Source organism: Ornithinibacter sp. (genome assembly GCF_035443565.1).
GTDB lineage: Bacteria > Actinomycetota > Actinomycetes > Actinomycetales > Dermatophilaceae > Fodinibacter.
On the sequence record NZ_DAORSO010000321.1, the window covers coordinates 1 to 1,660 of the forward strand.

Annotated in this window: 1 protein-coding gene; it reads right to left on the reverse strand. The window is 75.0% G+C overall.

Features of this window, described 5'->3' with window-relative positions; translation table 11 throughout:
* Positions 1-1,660, reverse strand: a 1,660-nt coding sequence (locus tag PLL68_RS14880; protein ID WP_324535423.1) for a hypothetical protein, incomplete at both ends; no start/stop codon positions are given.

The following is a 1,660-nucleotide window of genomic DNA, read 5'->3' on the forward strand; positions in this document are numbered from 1 at the left end:
CGAACCGGATCCAGCGCCCACTGGATGCCGTGACGTCGGAGCAGCCCGTCGCCCATCCCTGCGGGGCGACGAACCGCACCAGCCCGGCCTCGCGCAGACCGTGGGTGCCGTCGGAGACGGCGAGCGCCTGCCACGTGGCACCGTCCCACCACTGCCAGTGTGCGGTGAGCGGGGCGGTGGAGCCGCACGGCGCCGCGGAGTCGAGCACGAGGTGGATCGAGAGCGTCGACCCGGTCACCGACTCGGGCACCTCGAGCCCCACGGCCACCATGCACGTGTGCCCGAGGGCGTCGACGTCCCGCCGGAACGGGGTGAACTCGCCGGAGGAGCGCACGGTGTGCCGCCACCCCGACCACGCCTCGACGCGCGTCGCCGCGACCGGGGTCGTCGTGTACGACAGGGTCAGCTGGTGGTACTTCGCGGCGACCGGAGCGGTCGGCATCGCGGGCACGGCGTCGGGGGTGCGCACGGCGATGGTCGCGAACGACGACACCTGTTGGAGGTAGTCGCTCCACCCGAAGTCGCCCGAGGCGAGGTAGGCGCGCACGTAGTGGCCGGGCTGGCCTGCGACGGCTGACGGCAGGGATGCCGGGGCGCCGGCCCCGACGACGGCGTTGCTCACGCCGCCGAAGGTCGAGCGGTGCGCGAACTCGTGCCACCCCGACTCCGCGAGCCGCTGCCACTCCAGTCGGGCCGAGGTCGCGGGGGCCGGGTCGGCCCACAGGTCGCCGACGTCGAAACCCACCTCGATCCTGCCGAGCCAGTTCGCCCGCGCCGCCCCGGCCGACGACGCCTTCTTCATCACCCGCACGGGGGCGTCCTCGGTGCCGGACCGTTCGGTGGAGTACCGGCGAGGCAGGCCCTTCAGGGTCGGTTGTTCGGCGAGCAGGTGGATGACACGGTCCCACGAGGGCACGCCGCCGGAGGCCGCGACGGCGGTGTTGACGGTGATGCTGAGGGTGGAAAGGCTCTTGGCGAACGCCTCGTCGCTGCGCACGAAGAAGGCGTCCCCCGCGCGGGCGGTGGCGAGGAACGGCTCGAACTCCTTCGCGAGGTCCACCCGACCGTCGTTCGCGAACGCGGCATCCGGTGCCACCCCGGCGCGGGCGGTCACGGCCACCTGCACGTCGGTGAAACGCAGTCCCTCGGGGACCGGGGTGCGCGGGTCGATGACGCACTCGATCCACGGGTCGCCCCCGTCCGGGTCGACGCAGCCCCCGGTCAGGGCGACCTCGACGACACCCGGGGCGCTGCCGCCGCCGAGGGTGCCGGACGACAGCGTCCCGTCGAGCAGCGGCCAGTGCCACGACGAGCCCGCGCGCAGGGCGCTCACGTCACCCGCCCCCACGAAGGTGATCGCGACCGACAGGTCACCTGCCGAGAAGGCCAGCGCCCCCGAGTGGATGCGCAGCCGGTGCCCGGCCGGGGGCGCCACCAGCGCCTCCTCCGCCGTGGTCGGCGGGGCGATCGGGAAGTCAGGGGCGGCCAGCGCCACCCCGGGGGTGCCGCTGGCCGGCCCGCCGGGCACGAGCACCCGAACCCCGGCCACCGTGGCCCCGTGCGCCGTGAGGGCGTCCAGGGTGCGGTAGCGCCGCTCGTCCCCCGCGGCGTCCTTGCCGCCGCGCAGCACGGTCCCGACGGGGACGACCGCGGGAGCCGT